Raw genomic sequence first — 18,319 nt, forward strand, 5'->3', positions numbered from 1 at the left:
ACCATTACTAGTTTGCCAATAATAGGTCTGAGTAGGCGGCGGCGTAGGTCTGGTCAGTACGGTATTGCCACAATTGTTGGTTTCACTGATACTCCCCGGTGTGGCAGGCTTGGCCAACTCTGCATAGGTACGACTTGCTGATGCCAAAGACCAACAACCGGTGCTGTTTCTGGCCCTCAGGTACATGGTTCCGGAGCCTGTCGTATTGTAAGTAAGGTCACTATTGGTGTCATCAGTCCCTGTACTACTGGTCTGCCAATACCAGGTATTGCTCCCAGAACTGCTACGTGTTATGACAGAGCCTGTACAACCATTGCTTACGCTAGGTGTGGCCGGTGCGGCAGGATAGTCCACAATGGTCACCGCCTTAGAGACGTAGCCATTACTCCATTGCTGATCAGAGGGTCTATAGGCTTTGATATAGTAGGTACGCGTGCTAGTAGCGGTATAAGTCGTGCCACTATAGGTCACGCTGGTCCCACTCGCTGATTCCTGCCAATACCAAACAATGCCAGCTGGTGGGCTGTCCGTCCGGGTCAGGGTTTTGTTACCACAAGGGCCACCGGATTCTGTGATCGAGCCCATGGGGTCGGTCACTGGAGGATTTCCTCCACCGCCGCCGGGAGCTGCAAAGGCTGCGGCTTCTATCGGAGCCACTTCTTCAATTGGGGCTTCTTCTACTGGTTCTTCGGTGTTGGTGTTGTTTCCATTGCCGTTGCCATTATTGCCGTTTCCATTGCCGTTCTGGGCCAAAGTCAGGGTACTGAGCATCAATACGTATGCGATGGCCAATAACCCTGTTTTTATTGCTTGTATGATTCTATTGCTTTTCATGTGCTGAGGATTATTGGTTGGAGATAGGATTCTTGTAGTGATATTCCTGTGCACTGAGCACATGACCTTCGTTGTCCTTCACAAACTCCAGGCGACCAAAATCGTCGTAACTATAGCTAGTCGTTCGGTTCTTGGGATCGGTAACATGTGTGAGCCGGTCATAGTCATCATAAAAATAGGTCGTGACTTGTGCGCCTTTTGGATAAACCCGTAATTCGTCGATGTAGTTGACATCATGGATTTTGTTGGCAAAATCCAGTTCACCGCTAAATTTCCATTCCAGGTTTTCATAATACCAATAGGTCATGACCAAGTTGGTTGTATCTGAAGGACTAAATCCATGGTCTGATAAGAAATAAGAGCCTAACCTTGATCCCGAACCTATTTTTGATACGTTGGTGTATTCTTCAAAACTGGTATAATAGAAATTGTCCGTCTGTGCATGAATGGCACTACCGATGACCAATGTTCCTTCATCATTCCAAACATACGCCTCTCCTACACCACTTCGCGGTGATCGACCTCTGACCACATGCAAGGCCGAGTCGTAGGTCAACGAAACTTCTTTGGTATATCCTGAAGCAGGTATGTGAACATTGGAAGACTGAATATCATTCTGACTGTGATCTATTTTTTTATAGACCTCTAACGGTTGTCCCAGTGTATCATACTTTACAATGGTGGAACTGGTTTGTTGGTCAGCACGATACTGATCCACACGGACCGGAAGAGCCGGCATAAACATGGTCGTGTCCAAATGCTTTAATTCAGCCAGGCCATAGTCTGATGGATAATAGTAGTAAGTCTTCAAAGTGTCCTCCCTGGAAGTCAAACTTTCCATGGCGGTCAACTGCATGTGATCCGGATCGTCATACTTGTAGCTCGAATATTTTTTTATCTGGGTTCCATCAGGATTGATCGTGGTTTCGAGCGTAGAGCCCAGGAATTTTCGGTAAGAGTAATTCTGGTATTCTACTACATTGAGGTGGTCAATTGCCTTCAATTGAATGACCGTGTCGCCTACGTTTTTGTTTTTGCAAGGGTGGCAGGTTTCGCCAACGATGGTATTATGGTGACCTGAAGCCCTGCATACATACTGCCCCTCACTAAATTTATAGTGCCAAAAGTGCGAGTGCTGAGTTATGCATGATTCACGCGCGAAACATAAATCAATATTTGATTCGTCACAGGTCACAACAACCTCCTGATTCCAATAATCTTCATTCTTCTTTTGTATGACCAACCCGGTTTGATTTCGCGTGTAGGTGGAATCAATCAGCCATTCATTCTCTTTCAGGTATATTATTTTACCTGAGGCATCTCTTTGTGTCACCTTAGACTCCAAACCGTTGTTCCAGCCAATATTGGAATAGGTGGCCGATGTAATATCGTCTCCCAAAATGATCTTGGGATTGGCATCGCGTGTGATGATGAAATCGTGCTCGGTAAAGCCATTAGCGAAATTTTCACCGTCGGCAACCAGCACTTTATTGTAATAAATGTGACTACCACTGATTGGAAAGAGGTTGGTCTGACTATTCGAGTACAAGAAGTAATTCAGACACTCTCCAAACATCGGACATCCTCCCGCTTTAGCAACGGTTGTGACGCCTTTGAAATAGACTGGTGTCTGAGGTATCGAAATGGAAGAACTATTCAAGTCTTCAAAAGGGGCGTAATAATAAGATTTCACCTGTGGAGTATGTATCCCATCTGAGATCGTTTCTTTTTTTATTCGCATTCCTCCGAGCTCAACATTTTTGGCTGTTTTTATTTCGCCTGACTTATAGTCGAATCGAATGGATGCTTCGATAAATTCACGGGAGGATATTTCTACAGCATAAGCACCCGGATACAAAACGAATGGATCCTCAGGTCCCTGATTGAAAATCTTATACTCCATCTGGCCAAGCGAATCAAATATGAAAGTATGTTCTCTTTTAGCAACAGCGTTATCCGGATCATTCAATGGATAGATTTTTATGGTAGCTCTGCAGTTCACAAACCCAAATCCGGCGTGACTGGGTCGGACGGCGGCATTGAAAATAAGCATGTCTGGTTCATACTGATAGTCAATCAGTAGCGTATCTCGCGCAAAAGTGGAAATCACTTCTTCATCGCTAAAATGCGACAACTCGTAACTATCAAATTCATCCACTATGTAGCTATCTGTCCAGTAGCCATTCGGTTCGTAGTCAAACTCGCTAAATCCCCCCGTCGGATAGGTAATCTTACTTAGCATGCCCTTTTGAGCATAATTACTATCCGGCTCCCGGCTACCTCCTATTCCTGTAAATCTAGGTCCCGAAACATCCGGAACCAGATGAGAATTATTTTTTCCATTGTAATAGCCCCAGTGATCCTGTGCAAAAGACAATCTGGCTGGTAAATTACTTTTGTCAATGTACTCGAAAACGTAATCCTTGCTTTCACTGCTGTTTTGATCCCATTCTTTGAATCCGTTCAAATACAACCGCTTGGTTACTTCTGTTCCTCCATGTCCGCTTGGTAACAGACTAGCTGTGACAACTTCGTGATCCAGCGTCCATTTTTTAACGAGGTTACCATTGACATAAGTCTTGATTTCATCCAGTTTCTTACCCTGGATTATATCCGTGCGATTCGAAGTAGTAAACACCGTACTATCATTTCCATATACAATGGAATTGAGTTTGACACCGTTTACCCAGGATCTTCTCACACAGGTAGAGTTTTTACTAACCGAACCACAAGTTGAAGCTCCTCCTCCCTCAAGGCAGTCGATAAAATCCTGATAGCCCCTTTCCTGATAGGTTTGGTCTACACTGGTGTAATTGTTGGTAACAACGGGCTCATAGTTAAACAGAACTTCTGCCCCATTTGGATGTATGATTTTTGAAAGATACCAGGCTGTGGTTTTAAAAAATTGATAGTCCTTACCACAACCCTCATTAAAGGTCTTTGACACTTCATAATCACTGAATACATACTCGATGCCATCAGGTGTTTTGATAAAATAATCTGCAAACCCTACTGTGCTATTCTCAGTATAGCTTATATCAAGTTTCTGAGCGGGCATGATCAATGGCACCCTGTGTTCATCGATTACAAATTTGCCGCTGTTGCCATTGAAATTGAACATGAATAGATCCAACTCCGTATCAATTCCATCTCCCTGCGCTTCATCTATAAAGACCAGGGTCTGTGGGTCCTCGATGTCGATAATTTCGGGTATAGGCCTTCCTCCTCGTTCTTCATCGGCTTCATCCTTGATCACACGAGTAATCACACCGCCTGCATTGAGTGACCAGCCCTGGCCTACCCAGGAGGCTACTTCGTCTACTTTAAGTCCGTTAGAGCTATAAGACAGCGACAGCGGCACGTTGATGCCACGGTAGCTGATCTGGTGCAAGGGCACACTGATGTTGGGTGTCCCTGTAGAAAGCGACACTGGGGTCAGTCCATACTGGCCTAAAGCGCCTGCTGTAGGCGATGGTGGCATAATGTTGATCTCTCCGGGATTGAAATCTGCCGAAGATTCGCCTCCCTGCGCCACACTATCAACACAGAGGCTGCTTACTCCGATTAGCGATAGGAGTAAATATTTTGAATATATACTTTTCATCATCAGGAGTTTATTACTTGACTAGGGTTTGAATTTTTTTATTCATCTGAAGGTTTTGCTGCTGCAAGTCTTCAATCTGCTTATTCTGCTCGATCACATACAGCGTCAGCTCTTCGATCTTTTGCAGGAGTTTGGCTTGCATGGATACGATGTCCACGCCGTTTTCTTTTACCTCGGCAGCGCTCGGAATTTCCGGTAGGTGGTGGTTTTTTTCGATGTACTTTTCCACTTGTTCTAACTCATTCAGTTCATAACCGTCTTCGAAGACATAGTCGGGCCAAACGAAAGACGGCTCCGCAGAAAAGCTTGATGCATGCACGTTGCCTACCACATGTAGTTTGTGTGAGGGTGTGGTCGTACCAATGCCGACGTTGCCGTTTCCAATTATGGCCATCCTCGTATTATAATGTCCGTCGGACTGCGAGGTAATAAAATCTATTTCTGTACCCCATCCCCCTTCGTCTGCGTGCAAGCTAATACCAGCACTACCTTTCCCAGACTGAAATGAGCTCCAACTACCGGTGTGGTCATCATATAAGTTTGCGCCTATAAAGACCCTATGTTTACCGTCAGAGGTTTGAACTATGCCCCCATGACCTGACTTTGGATCACCAAGGAGCAATGAAGATTGAATTCCGCGATTCACATGAACACCTAGATTACCTGTTCCTGAAAAGGGTGAGGTAGTGCCGATGCCGACATTGCCGTCTTCTTTGATGTATAACCTATCCTGGTCTCCTGCCCGTAGCATCAATCCTCTTGATCCATCTCCAATTGCTAAATCACCAACCATAATGTTGTTTGCATCACTATCCAAAACCCTTTGTCCGCCAACAGCGATCCCACCAATCACATCTAGTTTTGAATTAGTTACTGGTGTAGTAGTGCCGATGCCAACAGTGCCGTCTGATTTGATCGTTAGTCTATCTCCTGTATTATAAAATCTAAGGTCTGTACTTGACGTGGGATTATATATTTCCCAATCTGTGCTGAATGAGGCTCCTGTTCTTTTGATTTGAAAACCGTTTTGAACATTGGTGTCAACGATAGCGGAAACTCGATTGAATGAGCTTCCAAAAACTTCTAGTCGATTAGCAGGCGTGGTCGTCCCAATCCCCACATTCCCATTGGCGTCCAGGGTCATCCGCTCCGTGGAGCTGGTAGTAAAACTAATGACATTGTCCCCCACAGTGACTTGCGTATCGCTCTGCTGCTGGAATTGTAGCGCAGAGGTGGCTGTCCAGTCGGAACCAGAGCCTGTGGCCCAAAGTGAAAATGGAAAGATAAGTAAGGCGGAGAGTAAGTGCTTCGTATACATTGTTTGTAAGTTTTGTGCTTCGTTATTTTATTTATTTGACTTTTGAAAATGATCTAACCCAACTATTCGATATATTAATACCAATAAAGCAAAATTGTCTACAGCGTTCAATCATTTCGTTTCTGAAAGCCTACATTTTCAAATTAAAGAGTCCCTGGGATAACTCTTGCAGAAGTTGTTCTGGCAAACTATTTCCAGGATATAGGGCGAAAAGGAAGACGGCGTACGTCGCCAAGGTCATGACTAATTTTGGTGCGGATTGCAGCATTTTTTCTCTTAACTTATAGTGTATAAACCGTTCTTTGTTCCGACCGTAGCGTTGCAAATACCCTGAGGTTTCAAAAAGATCAGCATGGAAAATACCATCCAAAATCTATTGAAAACAAATGAATGCAACTGACTAACAGGTCGCATGAAACTGAACATTCAGTTTCTCAGGTTAAGAGGTTGGTTTGAGCAAAAATGAATATGACATCCACTTTTTACTTTAATTGATCGTACCCGACGATCCTAATTAATCATGCTCATAAAAATGCTGGCACGATGTTAATCACAGAATTTGAGTTGGCCAAAATTATCTTTGGATAATTATCCACATTCGCCATTCAAATAAATATGCGGCATACATTGCAAACTTGATCATACAAAATATCACCACTTCTGCGCACTACCTGTTCGTATTAACCAGGCAATAGTTCGAAAAAAGGGTATCTAATCGGGCTTTTACTCGATATTTGTTATTATAGGGTTTTTAACCGATATTTGCTGTTATCGGGTTTTTACTCGATTCCAAACTTTCATAAAACATGACAAGTATCATTACGGGAGATATCATCAACTCAAGACGGGCAGACCATACTGATTGGATGCCTACCCTGAAATCCGTGCTCGATCAATATGGTAAAGAACCTGAGGCTTGGGAGATCTATCGAGGAGACAGCTTTCAGCTGGAGGCGCCTCCTGAAGAAGCACTAAAAATCGTTATTCATCTGAAGGCAAGCATCAGGCAATTCAAAGGACTTGATGTACGCATGGCCATTGGTATTGGAAAAAAGGACTACAGCATGATGAAAATCACCGAATCAAACGGAGAGGCTTTCGTCAATTCCGGACATGCTTTCAATAAACTCAATAAGAAAAAAACATTGAGTTTGCGCTCTCCATGGCCAGAAATAGATGAGCAACTCAATTTGTCCATTGACCTGGCCCTGCTTACTATGAATGGTTGGCAGACCAATGCCGCCCACTACATAAAAACAGTCATAGAGCACCCCAACTGGACACAAGTACAGCTCGCTAAAAACCTAAACAAAAGCCAAAGTACCGTAAGCGAAAGCCTGAACCGTGCCGGCTTTGAAGACATCATGCGCCTGGAAAAAAAATATCGTAAACTAGTCACCAACCAATGACCCACTTGACCCTACAACTCCTACTCGCCCATATCATCGGCGATTTTCTCATCCAGCCCGGTTCTTGGGTAAAAGACAAAGAAGATAAAAAACACAAGTCTGTTTATCTGCTATGGCATATAGTCATACATGCTTTTGCACTTGCTTTTTTACTTCAATTTGACCTGGTTTATTGGAAAGGTTTTTTAACACTTATCATCTCTCACTATGTCATTGACGTCATCAAACTCAATTTACAAACCCATAAAAACAAACGGTTTCTTTTCTTTGTCGATCAATTTGCCCATCTGCTAGTCATAGCCCTGGTCGTACAGTGGTACACTTCGTACACCTTCAACCTTTCAGCAGCACTATCTGATCAATCCCTCTTGCTGATCATTTCGTTGCTTACAACAACTGTAGTCTCTTCCATTTTTATGAAAGTGATTATAACTAAATGGGAACTGGAAGAAGATCCCAATAGTGCTTCGTTGGAAGAAGCGGGAAAATACATCGGAATACTAGAGCGCCTCTTCGTCTTTGGGTTTATCATAATGAACCAGTGGCAGGCCATAGGTTTTCTGTTGGCTGCCAAGTCTGTCTTTCGCTTCGGCGATCTCTCAAAGGCCAAGGATCGCAAGCTCACCGAATATATACTTATCGGTACATTGCTGAGCTTTGGTTTTGCTATTCTTACTGGATTGGCGTACAATTACTTTCTTGGTATGATAAATGAATGAACAATATACATCCCTCTTTAGCTGAAAGACTACTCAATTAGTCATCGCTCAATGGTGCAATGTGCTTCTCAATACTCTCCTTATTTCCGCAATTATCACATCTGTAGTGCTTTAAGAGTTTACCCTCGCCGGTTATTGTCGGTTTTACAATGATCTCTTCTTTCAACTCATGCAAAGTCCTGAATCTACACTTGTCACATAATAAACTGGTGTGATGAACATCGTATTTTTCAACAACCTTCTTTCCAGTCTCCTCATCAATCCAGACATCATAATCGAAAGCGAAGATTTGCTCATGTTCTATTTGTTCTTCGGTCAGATGCAAGTCTTCTTCATCCTCATTGAGCAATTTCATCTCGTTTCCATTCCATGTCGCCTTCATCTTTTTAAATCGGATATGTGCCAGGTGTTTGGCCAAAATATATGGGTAGTAGATTCTGATGATGACCCTGGTAATATACCAAACCATCACCCCTATCACCAAGGACCCCACAGACTGCACAATCAGTTCGAAATTATTCACTGTTTTGTATTCACCAATGAACAAGCTGTTTACATATAAAGCCAGGCTAATAGAAGCAAATATCATTACATTCAGAAAGGCCGGAATTTCGTGTGAACTTACATATTCATACACCTTGGTTCTGTTTTTTCCTATCAAAAGGCCAATGACATAAAATAGAAAGATAGAAAAGGCAATAAACAAAAAAAGCAATGACCATACTTCTGCTCCCTCCTGCCACTGAATGATGAAATCTGAATAATTATTTTTCATGATCGTAGTGATTGATGTTCGATCATAAAGTAACTCACCTATGAGGAAAGTTTTGGTGAGGAAAACCAGCGTAAATAATGATAAATATCAGTTTAAGGCGGCCGAATCAGCTCATTTACTGCTGAAAATCAGTCCTTAGTCTTATCCTGAAGTTTCTGATTGATGTACTTGCCCACGATTGTTGCCGTGAGTATAACCAGGTAAAACTGCCCAACAAGTCCAATAAGTATCGTGGCCTTTTGGGCCAAAGTGGTCACGGGTATAATATCTCCATATCCTATCGTAAGCATGGTAATATAACTGAAGTAAATTAACCGGTCAGTGAGCAGTATGGTCGTATCTGCACTTTGCAGATGTAAGCCCTGAAAGGAATTTGGATGAGTTAGTTCAATACTCAGGCAGATAAAAAAACCAATAAAACCTAGCGACACATACCCACTTATCAACCCTAGAATTACATTTTCACTAACCTCTTTTGCTCTCCAAACCTGTTTTATGATTTCAAAACTCACGACCGCATAAAACAAAAAGTAGATCACCATCCTGGATAAACCAAATACCCGCTCATCTACTCCCTTTTGTGATATACCAAAGATGACAGCCGTGAGAGCCAGTAATACCACAAAAAACCACATCAATTTCTTTTTTTTTGAAATCAATAAGATTCCCGCCAGCAGATTGATCTGAAAAAGTATTGGTAACATAAAATCTTCAAACCAGGTTGAGGGAACCAGCAAAGACCCAAACAAGATCACTGCCTGACTAATCAGGAAAATTTCAAATCTATGTGGATATATTTTTTTGAAAGAATGCATCAGGCGGCTTCTATGCTGAAAATATTGACTTTGATACTCTTGCCTTTCAAAAGAATATCTCCTACGTGGCTGCTAGAAAAATCCGCGTTCAACTCCAATCGCTCCTGGAGGCTTTCGGATATTAACATGTTTTGCCCCAGTTCATTGCATTGGTCCTGTATTCGAGCAGCCGTGTTAATGGCATCTCCGTGATAGGCAATCTCTCGCTTGATCTCCCCTACTTCTGCCACAATGATCTTACCCATATTCAGCCCTGCCTTGAATTCGGGAACCACTCCATATTCCTGCAGGTAGTATTCGGATCGATCCGACAATAAATCTCTGAAATCAAAAAAGGCCCGAAGGCAATTGGCATTCGCCAATCCCTCTTCTTTTTTCCACGTCAGTACGGCTTCATCTCCCACATACTGATAAATCTCGGCCTCATATTTTTCAACAATACTCAAATCCTGAAAGCAATCCTGCAAAAGTCTGCTGTATTTGATATGTCCGAGTTTTTCGGCGAGGGTCGTAGAAGATTTGAGGTCCAGAAACATAAAAATACGCTCATCTTCCTTAGGGTCATAAAATTCTCCTTTCAGCATTCGCCATAGATTGCCGGGACCGAATTTCTTATCGATCTGCTTGAAGAAATCAATAAAAAAACCAACCAGAAAGCAATAGAAAACGAGCAATATCATTTCCTTGGAAAACATAAATTCATGATAGATTTCCCAGTTAAGTTCTACCTGCAATATTTTTGCAAAAATCCTCATTCCCATAGATATGAGAATAATAATGGCAATCAAATAGCTAACAGAACCGATGAGTACGGCCTTACCAAAAGCCACCCGCTTCAGAATATTTTTATCATAAAAGTATTCAAGCGAACCAAATAATATACCGGCCACCACACCAAGCGCCACATGCACCCTGATTTGCTGAAAAAAAGTGAGCTCGGTAAAATCATCTTGTACGATCTCGTGGCCAAACTGGCGCATGACGGTCCAGAAAACAAAAGCGGGAGTCCAAATCAAAAAATGACGAATGATACTCTTGACGTATTTACTTTTTTTCAGATTGTACATCATCTAGTCAAAACAGACTAATTATTAATCGTTCAAAAGGTCTTGATTGAACTCATATCCCTTATAATTTACCTTAAATAAAATGCTATAAAATGACGGTATAAAAAGCAGGGTAATAACGGTTCCGAATAAAAGTCCAATCATGATAGAGACCGCCATGCCTTCCCACATTTCGCCTCCACTCAGATAGAGAGGAACAAGACCTAAGACGGTCGTAAAAGTAGCCAACAATATGGGTCGGAAACGTTGTAGACATGCAGCTATTACCGAATCCTGTACCTCTCTTTTTAGCTCATTTTGTTCAATCTCAATACGGTCGATTAAAACAATTGCATTATTGATCACTATACCACAAAGAGAAATAACCCCAAGAAACGGCATGAAGCCGAAGGGTTCCTGAAATGTCAGCAATCCTATCACCACACCGATTACACCCAGCGGGATGGTAGAGGCAACCATCACCATTTTTCTTATGGAGTTGAATTGAATGATCAATAGCATGACAATGATAAATCCGGAAAGTGGCAAATAAGCGACAACGGCGCCCATGTTATCCGCTGTATTCTTTGCGTCTCCTCCAAATTGATAGCTATAATTTGATGGCCAATTCTGCCTGTCTTCATTTAGCCAGGGTGTAATCTCAGCAGTAATGGCTGATGCGTTTCCGTCATCACGCAACTCACAAGAGATATTTACTGTCCGTTTGAGATCCAGCCTCTTGATTTTAGAGTATTGCCATTGCGGAATGATTTTGGCCACTTGCAAAAGCGGAACGCTCTTACCTGAATTTTGAGCATATATATTCAGCGTTTCCAACGTTTCCAGTGACTGCTGTTGTCCGGCATCGCTCCGCATAATCACTGGAATTGATTTATCGTCTTCCCGATACTCACCAGTCTTAAATCCATCCAAAACAGTTCTCAAAGAAGTAGCAATATCCTGACTGGAAATTCCCGCTGCTTGTGCTCTGCTCTGATCAATATCGATCACCAACTTCTTACTTTTTGGTCCCCAATCGTCCTTTACATTTTTTGTACCCGTAATCTCCGAAAGTTTCTTCTTGACTCTTTTAGCAATACCTGCCAATTCATCCGGATCGTTGCCAGATACCTTGATCTCAATAGGCACACCGCCGCCGCCCGCTCCTAACGGCCCTACTTTGATGTCAGCGCTGGGAAAATTATTGAAGCAATAGGCGTCGAGCTCGTTGATTACCTGATTGTTGTATACCGCACTGGAAGTATTGACAAGCATATGTGCATAGCTGGAGTTGGCCTCATCCGGCGAATAGCCAAGGTCATATGATTCCGGGCCTTCGCCAATGTAAGACGACCAGCTGCTGATGCCGATGGTTCTTTGATCATCCACCAATAGTGAATCCATGATAAAACGCTCTATACCCCGTACCACATCGGTGGTTCTTTCTATCTTGGTACCTAAAGGCAGATTGATATCCACCGTGATCATGTTTCTATCACTGTCCGGGAAGAATACGAAAGCTATTTTGGTGAAACCAAAAAGGGAAGCAAAAAACAGTACTACGATCATGGCCATCACCAGTCCTTTGTTGGCAAGGGCAACAAGAATTAAATCTTTATAATAAACCTTCAGGGCATTGATGATACGATCCACCAAACCAGGTTTTTTCTCACCTTTCTTTTCTATTTTCAAAAATAAATAACAGAATAGAGTGACTACGGTCAATGCAATCAACCAGGAAGAAAGCAGCGCCAAAGATATGACCACGAATATGGGCCCTACAATGTCTCCCATGGTAGACTCAGCCAGATAAAATGACAGAAAGGCGGCTGAAGTAGTAAGTGTAGAAATCAGCAACGGAGTAAACAACTCTGAGCATGAATCTATAGCTGCTTTTTTGGCTTCAATTCCTCTTTCCATTTTCACCATAATAGTTTCAGCCACCACGATGGCATTATCCACCATCATGCCAAGGGCCATGATCAAAGCGGCCAAGGTCACCTGATTCAGTCCGATATTCATCATACCCATGAGCATGAGTGTCATAATCGTCACTATGGGTATCAGACTAGCAATAATGGAGCCCGTACGTAATCCGAGGAATAGCAACATTACAGCCAGGACAATCCCAATGGCCTGCATCAAGTTTGTGATAAAGTCGCTGATTTTGAAATCAATATAGCTGTCCATGGAAGACAATCGGCTCAATTCAAGTCCTACGGGAAGGGTTCCCTTCCACTGTTCTAAGACTACGTCTACCTCCTCTCCCAGCTTGATGATGTTTGCTCCTTCCTTGAGGTTGATATGCAAGGCAATAGCATCCCTGCCACTTACTCTTACTTTCTGTTTAGTGGGATCTATATACCCTTTAACCACAGAGGCAATGTCTTCCAGGTAAACCAGCTGGGAACCATCGCCTACAGGTATTAGTGTTTTTTTGATGTCATCAACTGAGTTGTAGTTTCCTGTAGGCTCCAGGATAATACGTTCGTCCTGTAGATTGATTTTGCCTCCGGAGCTGAGGATATTGATAGAACCGATGATGCTCTGAAGTTTCCCCGCAGTAAGGCCGTATTCTTTTAGTCGTGTGTTGTCAAATTCTACGAACACTCGTTCTTCCTGAACACCGCCTATTTCTACCTTGGCTGCGTCCTCCAATGCGATCAGGTCATCTTTCAGGTCGTCTGCATACTCTTTCATTTGCGCATAGGAGAAACCATCGCTGGTCAACCCGACAATGATGCCATATACGTCTCCGACCCCATCATCTTCCAACGAGGGATTTACTCCTTCCGGCAGGCCTTTCAATCCATCTAGTTTTCTTCGAAGCCGATCCCATACCGACTGCAAATTTTCTGGTCGTACTTCATCTTTTAGCGTAACGGAAACAATAGAAATACCCGTTCTGGAAGTACTGTTGACTTCTTTGAGCTCAGGGAGTTCCTGGGCTACTTTTTCAATCTTATCGCTGACCAGTTGTTCCACACGCTCCGGGCTAGCTCCTGGAAACTCCGAAACGACAGTTGCTACACGAACGGTATAGGGAGGCATGCTGTCTCGGGATAAGCTTTGATACAGCACAAGACCCATCACCACGATAACTGTCAGTATGGTAAGCGTAATGCGGTTTCTTTCTATCGCAAATTGTGTCAGATTCATAGTCGAATGGATTGGGGTGAGAAGTTTGGATTAGTTTTCAAAAAGCCTGACTTTGTCGCCGTCAAGCAGTGTTTGGAGGCCTGCGGTCGCCACAAGTTCACCCTCCTCAAGACCTTCTAGTATTTCAAATCCACTAGTGGTCAGTTGACCAATACTCACCGTTCTTCTTTTTGCCAGGTAATACTCATCCTTGGCCTCTAGGGCAAATACAAACTTTCCTTCCTCATCTTCACCTACAGCCTGTCCAGGTACAATCAACAGATCTGATGAGGCCCCATTTGCATTACTCATTTGAAAGGTGGCCGATGCTGCCATACCCGGACGTACAGATTTTGTATCTCCTTCTATTTTGATAACTACCGGGTAGGTGGAGGTCTGCGTGTTAATTGAAAAAGACACTTCTGAGACTACTCCTTTGAAAGCTTGGTCCTCAATAGACGAAAAAACTACTTCTACCACGTCTTGCACATTGACATTGGATATGAATGATTCAGGAATTCCCATATTCACCTCCAGATCACCCTCTGAACTCAACATGACAATCTGTTGACCTGAGCTTACATTTTCATTTACTTCGGCATCTACGGTAGCAATTTTACCTCTCACCGGAGCGTACAGTTTAGTGTAACCCAGCTGGGCTCTGGCCAGTTTCCGGGATTTTTTAGCCGAACTTTCATTGGCTTTCGCTGACTCATAGGCGGCTTTCGCAGACTCAAACTCGCTCAACGAAGTATTGCCGTTTTCATATAAGGACCTGACTCTTTCGTACGCAGATTTGGCCTGTTTCTCCTGTGCATCGGCATTTTTCACGGAGGCATCGGCTTGTTCATATTCGAGCTGAAAGTCAGAATCATCCAGGGTGGCAATCAGGGTGTTCCTTTTGACTTCCTGTCCAACCTTTACTGGTAATGACTGAATGTTTCCCGGCACCTTAAAACTCAACTTTGTTTCTGTACCGGACTTGGCTGTACCGGCAAATGTTCTGCTCTGGACACCACCTCCGGGCACCACCTTTTGGAACATCACGGGTCTGATGATCTCTTTCTTTTTTTGCTCTTTTCCACCACAGGCTATCATGATCAGGCCCATAAGCAGGTACAGTGTGGTTTGAATTTTCCTATGCATCTTATTTGGTTTGAAAGTTATTATCGATTAAAAAAGGACTCCAGTTGATTGACATAATCTGTCTTCTGCTCGTTGGTCATGAGCATGTAGTAAGCTCCTGTAGCTCGTTCCATATTCAGCAAGTCGCTCAAAAATATATAGATCGCATTGGCACTATTCAGTTGAGATGAAATGGCCGCATTTTGCGCATCCAGTAATTGTGTGATCGTCACTACGCCCTTAGAATAGCTATCCTGTATCAATCCGAAATTTTTGACCGCTGCCTCTTCAGCATCTTTGGTCAGCGTCATATTTCGATAGGATGCCCGAATGTTTTCCAACTCAGAACGGACTTGTTGCTCTATCAGACGTTCGGTATTGAGTCTCTGCGTACTCAATTGGCTCAACTGGACCCTTGATTGCTGAACTTTTGCCGTTCGGCTACCTCCCTGGAAGATAGGGATAGCTGCTCCGACCTGTAAGTTCCAGTTCCAATCATTAGGTACTCCAAAGCCTGTAGGAAATTCTGTGCCGGCACCATTTCTGTATAATTCATAGTTGTAGCCTCCACCTACGGTCAAGTTGGGTATGTATCTGTTTCTTCTATTTAGTAGCACAGAACGCTCTTGTGCTCTGACATTGTAATCGAGTTGCTTAAGGTCAGGCACATTCGCCTTTGCTCGGCCCACCATAAAGTCAGCGTACTTGTAGAAATCCCTCGGGTTGTTTACATACTTGCCAATGGCCTGATTATTCACCAGTAATCTGCTGTCGGTGATATCAATTTCTTCAGTCAAAAATGCTTCGCTAATCGGCCGGTAGAGAATTTGATTGAGGGCCATCTCTGCCTGTTTGCGTTGTGCAGTGGCATTAAGCAGGTTGGATTTAGCATTGGCTATCTCTCCTTGCCACCTGTACAAATCCGAAGGCCCGGACTGCCCAAGTGAAGAACTAATCCTGGCCAATTCCAGGTTTTTTCGTGTGACATCCAAATTTTGCTTTTGGATATTTTCTGCTGTTTTGGCCTGCATCAGATTAAGATAAGCGGTGGAAACGTCCAACACAATGTCCAAAGACTGTACTTCCAACGCAGATTCCGTAGCCTTTAGTAATAATTCCTGTATTTGTTTATTGGCGGTCACCTGCTCGGAGTAAATCACCTGGCTCAACTGAATACCCGCTGCACCTTTATGTTCGGGACTCTGACCGTTCGATATGGTGGCCAAGTGGTCATCAACAACGGTGTGGCTCGCAGAAGCCGTCACTTCGGGCAACAAATTGGCCTTGGCTATGTTGACGTCTTCCGTTGATATTTCCACCTCATTTTCAGCTATTCGAATATTAAGATTTTGCCCAATCCCTTCTGAGATGGCACTGAAGATATTTATTTTTCGATCAATGTCGTCTTGCAATTCATTGATGAGTACTGCCTCAGCCATTGTCTCCCAACTAGGGCTGAAATCAACTTGCCGTGCCGTAGCCATATTTATAACCAACTCCTCTTTGTAAGGAAGTTTGACATTCATATTTCCCGCTTTTTCTCCATTGGCAATTCGCTGAATATTCAAGGCCATTCTTCTGGCGATCAGCTTAATATTAGAACTGGGAGCCGCTCCGGCCAGGACTCCTTTGTTTACATCCGGCCGTCCTAAAAGCGAAAATGAAAGTAGTCCTTTTTCATTCACTGCGTTGATTAATTGCTGGTACTGATCAATACCCAGGCGGTCCGAAGGAAAGAGGTAAACCGCATCGAAGTTGTTGCCCAATTTGGTTATTACAGCTGGAGCGGAATCCTCCATTAGAACAAATTCGTAGGTTATTCCCAGCTCGTTAAGGCTTTTTTCAAGAAAACTTCTGATTTCAGGAATTCCACCGGCTTCCTCATCTATCAGTAGAGCCAGTTTTTCAAAGCCAATCATCGTAGAAAACACCTCTATATCTCGAATCGGGGAATAGGGCAGTTCCAAATAGGTCAGATTTTTCACCCCTGATCGCCCTTCGATGGTTATTGGTATTTTTTGAACCTGGGCATTTATTACCGTAGTGGCAATGACTGGCTTTCGATAAGGACCATTGCTGGCCATCACATGAGAACTCAAAGCATCCAGACCCAAAACCATGTCAATTTTTGAATCTGCAAGGAGACGATCAAGGTTTTCTTTGGCTTTCTCTACGTTACAATCGGAGTGAATGATATTTTCTGGTTCTAAGACCAAACGATAGTCAGATTTGAGTAACGTTTTCGCTTCCTTCATGATTTCATCCAGAAGGAAACTTGTCGAGGCCGTACCCGGACAGTCGGTGACTACGCCTAGGCTGATAGTGTTTTTCTGTGCATATGAAAAAGCTGACGTGCAGGCCAGTAACAGGAGGAGAAGGACTTTCTGGTGGTTCATATTTAAGTTAAGCTATTAATGCAGTTCTCAGGAGTGTATTTGCAACCAAAAATAAATTGCCTCTACACAATTTACTAAAGCTTCTCTAAAAAAGGTAGTTATCCTAATCTGCGGGCTTTTATTTTATAATTATCAGTCATTTGAATGGCCTTTTCCTATCCCTGTCAGATGTTGTATCTTTATCAAATCTCAAAACCAATAAATATGAAACAAACGCTACTGATACATTCTCTACTGGCATGTTTCAATTTTGTACAAGCACAGGATCTGAAGCTTTTTGAGATAGGGTATGCTTACTACCCTGAATCAAAAATCAAGGAAGCTACAGCCGGCCAGGAAATCATCTATCGAGAACTACAGGCTACCTTAAAAGTTCCCGTTGTCTTCAATGATAAAAAAACAATCCTGATTAATGCGTTGAGCTATGGCCTCGTACATCCAAAAGCCACCAATACCCAATTATCTTCAGCTGAAGGCCGATTACATTATATAGGTTATTCATTGACCGCTATCCAGCGTCTGGGCGAAAAATGGCGACTGGTAGCGACTATCACACCTGCAATCTCCTCTAATTTGAAAGGCTCTTTATCCAAAGATGATTTTCTTTTATTGAGTAATCTGATGGTTGGGAAACAGGTAAGTCAGGCCTTTTCCTGGAGTGCAGGTCTAGCCTACACCACGCGATTTGGAGAACCGATCATTATTCCGATAGCTGATTTTCGTTACAAAAAGAATAATTTCAAATTGAATGCCACCGTTCCATATAAAATCGAGGCTTTGTTATCGAATAAACAAAATAATTTAGAATACGGGCTTAGGTTTAGCATTAGGGGTAGTCAGTTTAACCTGGACACCACAGCATCGAATCCCATTGATGTGATCAGATTTTCAAGGATGAATTTTGGGCCAAAATTTACTTACAGAGTAAAAGATCCAATTTCCTTATTTCTTTTTTCCGGGATGAGTATCAACAGAAGGCATCAACTTATTTCTGACAGTATAGGTGACATTGATTTCGGCACGGAAAATGGTTTTTTTATCAATGCTGGATTATTTATTTCGCCAAGGCAAATGAAATGATTGCGTCGATTTATGCCCAATTATTACGCTACTTAAAATCACAGTTCTGAGTTCCGATGG

12 protein-coding genes are annotated in these 18,319 nt (G+C 42.9%); 3 read left to right on the forward strand and 9 right to left on the reverse strand.

Going from position 1 to position 18,319, the window contains the following annotated elements; translation table 11 throughout:
* The 3 genes from ABJD64_RS04875 to ABJD64_RS04885 all read right to left on the reverse strand — a co-directional run.
* Window positions 1-834 (reverse strand): hypothetical protein (locus ABJD64_RS04875; protein ID WP_348179494.1); only part of this gene is annotated, 834 nt, incomplete at its 3' end.
* A gap of 10 nt (window positions 835-844) precedes the next feature.
* Complete coding sequence (locus ABJD64_RS04880; protein ID WP_348179495.1) at window positions 845-4,441, reverse strand: RHS repeat domain-containing protein; 3,597 nt, start codon at window positions 4,439-4,441, stop codon at window positions 845-847.
* Between the two features lie 10 nt (window positions 4,442-4,451).
* On the reverse strand, window positions 4,452-5,756 hold the full coding sequence (locus ABJD64_RS04885; protein WP_348179496.1) for a hypothetical protein: 1,305 nt from the start codon (window positions 5,754-5,756) through the stop codon (window positions 4,452-4,454).
* A gap of 806 nt (window positions 5,757-6,562) precedes the next feature.
* Between ABJD64_RS04885 and ABJD64_RS04890 the strand changes: the two genes are divergently transcribed.
* Together ABJD64_RS04890 and ABJD64_RS04895 are read left to right on the forward strand one after the other, a co-directional pair.
* The gene (locus tag ABJD64_RS04890) at window positions 6,563-7,165 is read left to right on the forward strand and encodes a transcriptional regulator (RefSeq protein ID WP_348179497.1); all 603 of its coding nucleotides are present in this window, start codon (window positions 6,563-6,565) and stop codon (window positions 7,163-7,165) included.
* On the forward strand, window positions 7,162-7,884 hold the full coding sequence (locus ABJD64_RS04895) for a DUF3307 domain-containing protein (protein ID WP_348179498.1): 723 nt from the start codon (window positions 7,162-7,164) through the stop codon (window positions 7,882-7,884). Before ABJD64_RS04890 ends, ABJD64_RS04895 begins: the two co-directional genes overlap by 4 nt.
* Before the next feature lie 37 nt (window positions 7,885-7,921).
* Here the strand turns inward: ABJD64_RS04895 and ABJD64_RS04900 are convergent, their stop codons facing one another.
* The 6 genes from ABJD64_RS04900 to ABJD64_RS04925 all read right to left on the reverse strand — a co-directional run bounded on the left by ABJD64_RS04900 (window position 7,922) and on the right by ABJD64_RS04925 (window position 17,179).
* Window positions 7,922-8,659 (reverse strand): hypothetical protein, encoded by a 738-nt coding sequence (locus ABJD64_RS04900; RefSeq protein WP_348179499.1) that lies wholly within the window; start codon window positions 8,657-8,659, stop codon window positions 7,922-7,924.
* Between the two features lie 128 nt (window positions 8,660-8,787).
* Window positions 8,788-9,474 (reverse strand): ion channel, encoded by a 687-nt coding sequence (locus ABJD64_RS04905; RefSeq protein ID WP_348179500.1) that lies wholly within the window; start codon window positions 9,472-9,474, stop codon window positions 8,788-8,790.
* Window positions 9,474-10,544 carry an adenylate/guanylate cyclase domain-containing protein gene (locus ABJD64_RS04910; protein ID WP_348179501.1) on the reverse strand — a complete coding sequence of 357 codons (1,071 nt, stop codon included), beginning with the start codon at window positions 10,542-10,544 and terminating at the stop codon, window positions 9,474-9,476. Before ABJD64_RS04910 ends, ABJD64_RS04905 begins: the two co-directional genes overlap by 1 nt.
* A gap of 21 nt (window positions 10,545-10,565) precedes the next feature.
* Complete coding sequence (locus ABJD64_RS04915; RefSeq protein WP_348179502.1) at window positions 10,566-13,679, reverse strand: efflux RND transporter permease subunit; 3,114 nt, start codon at window positions 13,677-13,679, stop codon at window positions 10,566-10,568.
* Between the two features lie 30 nt (window positions 13,680-13,709).
* Window positions 13,710-14,804 carry an efflux RND transporter periplasmic adaptor subunit gene (locus ABJD64_RS04920; protein ID WP_348179503.1) on the reverse strand — a complete coding sequence of 365 codons (1,095 nt, stop codon included), beginning with the start codon at window positions 14,802-14,804 and terminating at the stop codon, window positions 13,710-13,712.
* Between the two features lie 20 nt (window positions 14,805-14,824).
* A complete protein-coding gene (locus tag ABJD64_RS04925) occupies window positions 14,825-17,179 on the reverse strand; it encodes a TolC family protein (RefSeq protein ID WP_348179504.1) in 2,355 nt (784 codons plus the stop codon).
* 204 nt (window positions 17,180-17,383) lie between these two features.
* Here ABJD64_RS04925 and ABJD64_RS04930 point away from each other — a divergent pair, with 204 nt between their 5' ends.
* Window positions 17,384-18,259: a DUF6268 family outer membrane beta-barrel protein gene (locus ABJD64_RS04930; protein WP_348179505.1), complete on the forward strand. Its 876-nt coding sequence runs from the start codon at window positions 17,384-17,386 to the stop codon at window positions 18,257-18,259.
* Window positions 18,260-18,319: the final 60 nt, after the last annotated feature.

It is taken from the genome of Reichenbachiella sp. (assembly GCF_039944555.1).
Lineage (GTDB): Bacteria > Bacteroidota > Bacteroidia > Cytophagales > Cyclobacteriaceae > Reichenbachiella.